Annotated in this window: 4 protein-coding genes; all 4 read right to left on the bottom strand. The window is 67.4% G+C overall.

The window, feature by feature from the left end; genetic code table 11:
- The coding region (locus A3764_RS15225; protein ID WP_067951730.1) for a pentapeptide repeat-containing protein at positions 1-586 on the bottom strand (586 nt) is incomplete at its 3' end.
- Positions 583-1,050, bottom strand: coding sequence for a flavodoxin domain-containing protein (locus tag A3764_RS15220; RefSeq protein ID WP_067923323.1), 468 nt, complete (start codon positions 1,048-1,050; stop codon positions 583-585). The genes A3764_RS15225 and A3764_RS15220, both read right to left, overlap by 4 nt.
- A complete protein-coding gene (locus A3764_RS15215; protein WP_067923320.1) occupies positions 1,047-2,264 on the bottom strand; it encodes an FAD-dependent oxidoreductase in 1,218 nt (405 codons plus the stop codon). The genes A3764_RS15220 and A3764_RS15215 overlap by 4 nt, the downstream gene beginning before the upstream one ends.
- Positions 2,261-3,107, bottom strand: an 847-nt coding sequence (locus A3764_RS15210) for an aldehyde dehydrogenase family protein (RefSeq protein ID WP_150122207.1), incomplete at its 5' end; no start/stop codon positions are given. The genes A3764_RS15210 and A3764_RS15215, both read right to left, overlap by 4 nt.

The raw sequence follows: 3,107 nt of genomic DNA, 5'->3' as shown, positions 1-3,107 counted from the left end.
CGAAGGACATGCCGAAATCCTCCGGTTCAAGCGCCGCGTTCCCGCGCCGGGCGCCGCGCAGCCACAGGCGGCCATGCACCTGGGTTTCGGCCAGATCGACCTCTCCGGGCAGGCGGGCGCGGTCGCACCACAGGCCGCCCAGCCATTCGCTGCCCCCGAAGGTGAAGGCGCCCCGCCCGTCGACCAACTGAAGCGAGAAGTTCCCGTAACAGGTGGTTGCCCCCATGTCGGCCCCGGCGGCGAAATGCGCACCGTCGAACCGGCCGATCCCACGGAACTCGGCCCCATGAAAGCTTGCATGGCCGGAAAAATCCGCGCCTTCGAACCGGGCGTCGTTCATGAACACGGCATCGTCGAACCGGGCCGGCCCGCCGAACGCAACATCGCGGAACCACGCCAGCCCGTCGAACCGCGCCCCCCGCGCATCCACGCCCGCCGCAAAGCGCGCCCCGGTGAAATCCACCCCGTCGAGCGCCACGCCGGACAGATCCAGCGGCTCTTCGCATATGATGCCGCGAAAATCGGCATGGTCGCCATGTCGCCATGCGCGGGTCAGCCGGTCGCGTATCTCTGCGCTCTGTGTCACGCCGCCTGGCCGATCGTTTCATCGGCCATGCCGACGATCTGCTCCGCCCAGGGAAAGGCGATGTCTTCGGCCATGTCCGTACCCGAGGCATCATGCGCGATACGGTCGCCCAGCTGGCTCGCCCCCCGGGCAATCATCAGTTCCGCGAGCGTTTTCGGCCCCCCGTTGAAGGTCTCCTCATATTCGCTGTCGCCCATCCCGAAGATGCCGAAATGCACCCCGGTCAGGTCCGGCTGCTCGCTTTCCAGCTTCTCGGCAAAGGGCTGGGCCGACGCGGGCAGCTCTCCGTCGCCATAGGTTGAGCAGACCAGCAGGTAGAGGGTATCCGCGTCGAAATTCGCCGGATCGAAGTCCGACAGGTTGATGGCCGTGACCTCGTGGTTGGCCTCCAGTTCGGCGGCGATATCCTCGGCCAGCATCTCGGCGTTGCCGGTTTCGGTTCCGTAAAGCACGTTGATGTTCATTGCGTTTCCTCCTCTCTGGCGAGGCGCAGCATGTCCTCGCGGGTGGTGATCTTGACCCGGCAGCGGCCGGGTGGCGGGTTGGCGGTCTCTGCATTGTCGATGCGGGACCAGCCGGAATAGTCGGTGGTGTCGGGCAGCGCCCCCAGCAGGGCGGCGCCGGTTTTGGTTGTGTCGGGCGCAATCTCGGTCAGGATGCGTTCGGCCAGTTCCTTCGCGTCGGCCCGGTTGTCGGGGATCGTGCCGCGCGGCCCCCGGCGGAACCAGCCGGTCGCGTAAAGACCCTCCGCCAGTTTGCCTTCGCTTTCCTCCGCCAGCAGAAGGTCGCGGGGCAGGTCGCCCGGTGCGTCAAAGCCGATCGCCGTCAGCACGGATGAACAAGGCAGCACCTCCTCCCCGGCGTCGCTGGCAAAACGAACGGCCTCGGCGCGGCTGTCCCCCTCCACGGCAATCGGGGTCAGACCAAAGCGGAAGGTGATCCGGCGCGGCCCCTCCCCCTCTTCGAGCGCGGCCAGCGCTTCGAGCTTTTTCCGCGCCTGCGGATCGTCGGTTTCACCCGCCCCCAGCACCCGGATCGTCACCCCGCCAAGCTTGCCCAGTTCCTTGATCATCACCGTGTCGAACTTGGCCGCCGCCGCCGGGGAGCGCCCTGTAATGGTGATCTCCTCGATCCCGCTTGCGGCCAGCCAGTCCGTCGGGCTGTGCCCCAGGTCGGACCCTTCCAGTTCCTCAGGCGTCTTGGCCAGCAGCCGCAGCAGGTCGATTGCCACGTTGCCATTCCCCACGATCAGCGGGCGCGGGCCAAGCTGGGGCAGCGCCTCGGCTTCGGGGTGTTCATAAAGCGCCCGGGTCAGCTTGCCCGCCCCGAACACACCGCCTAGATCGCCGCCCGGCACCGCCAAGGCCCGGTCCGCCGAGAGGCCCGCCGCAAGGACAACGGCGTCATAAGCGCCGCGCAGATCGTCGAGCGTCACGTCCGACCCGATGCTCACATTGCCGAAGAACCGCGCACCCTGCCGTTCGAAAAGCCGCGCGAACTGGCGGGAAACGGCCTTGGTGCCCTGATGATCCGCCGCAACCCCGTAGCGCACCAGCCCGTAGGGCACCGGCAACCGGTCGATCAGGTCGACCTGCAACGCCGGGTCTGACTTCAGCAGCGCCTGCGCCAGAAAGCAGCCCGATGGCCCCGCCCCTATGATCGCGATCTGCCCGGTCATGACGGGCCCACCACGTCCGCGGCCCACGGATGGGGCGCGCCGGTCAGATCGGTGTAGATCGCCTTTTGCCGCATGTAGGCGCGCATCCCCTGCCGCCCCTTCTCGCGCCCCATGCCGCTGGCACCGTCGCCGCCAAAGGGGGTGGAGATCGAGAATTGCTTGTAAGTGTTCACCCAGACCGTGCCCGCCCGGATCGCCCGCGCCACCCGCCATGCGCGCGGGAAATCGCGGGTCCAGATCCCGCAGGCCAGCCCGTATTCATTATCGTTGCCCTGCGCGATCACATCGCCTTCATCGTCGAACGGCAACACCGCCAAGACGGGGCCGAATACTTCCTCGCGGCAGAGGCGTGCGTCGTTGGGCAATCCTTCGATGATGGTGGGCAGGTAATAGCTGCCGCCTTCGTAGGCCGGCCCCTCCGGCGCCTCACCGCCGCAGAGCAGCTTGCCGCCATCCTCCAGCGCTTGCGCCACATGGGCCTGCACCTCCTTGCGGTGGTCGGGATGGATCAGCGGCGCGACCTGCGTGCCTTCGGCAAAGGGGTGCCCCACCCGCAGCCGCTTGGTCGCCGCGACCAGCCGGGTTACGAACTCATTGTAGATGCCGCGCTGCACGAAAAGCCGCGACCCGGCGATGCAGCTTTGCCCGGTGGAGGAAAACACCCCAAAGAGGATCCCCGCCAGCGCCACCTCCATATCCGCGTCGTCGAACACGATGGTGGGGGATTTCCCCCCAAGTTCGAGGCTCACCGGCATCAGCTTGCGCCCGGCCTTTTCGGCCAACGCGCGCCCGGTCGCCGTGCCGCCGGTAAAGCTGACCTTGGCGATGTCGGGATGTTCCACC

The organism is Sulfitobacter sp. HI0129, from assembly GCF_001635395.1.
Classification (GTDB): domain Bacteria; phylum Pseudomonadota; class Alphaproteobacteria; order Rhodobacterales; family Rhodobacteraceae; genus Sulfitobacter.
The sequence above is the reverse complement of the archived record's forward strand: the minus strand, read 5'-3'. Positions and strand labels throughout refer to the sequence as shown.

Excerpts from the sequence above, each read along its gene's own strand:
- A3764_RS15220 (WP_067923323.1), bottom strand. The coding sequence starts at position 1,050 with ATGAACATCAACGTGCTTTACGGAACCGAAACCGGCAACGCCGAGATG.
- A3764_RS15215 (WP_067923320.1), bottom strand. The coding sequence starts at position 2,264 with ATGACCGGGCAGATCGCGATCATAGGGGCGGGGCCATCGGGCTGCTTT.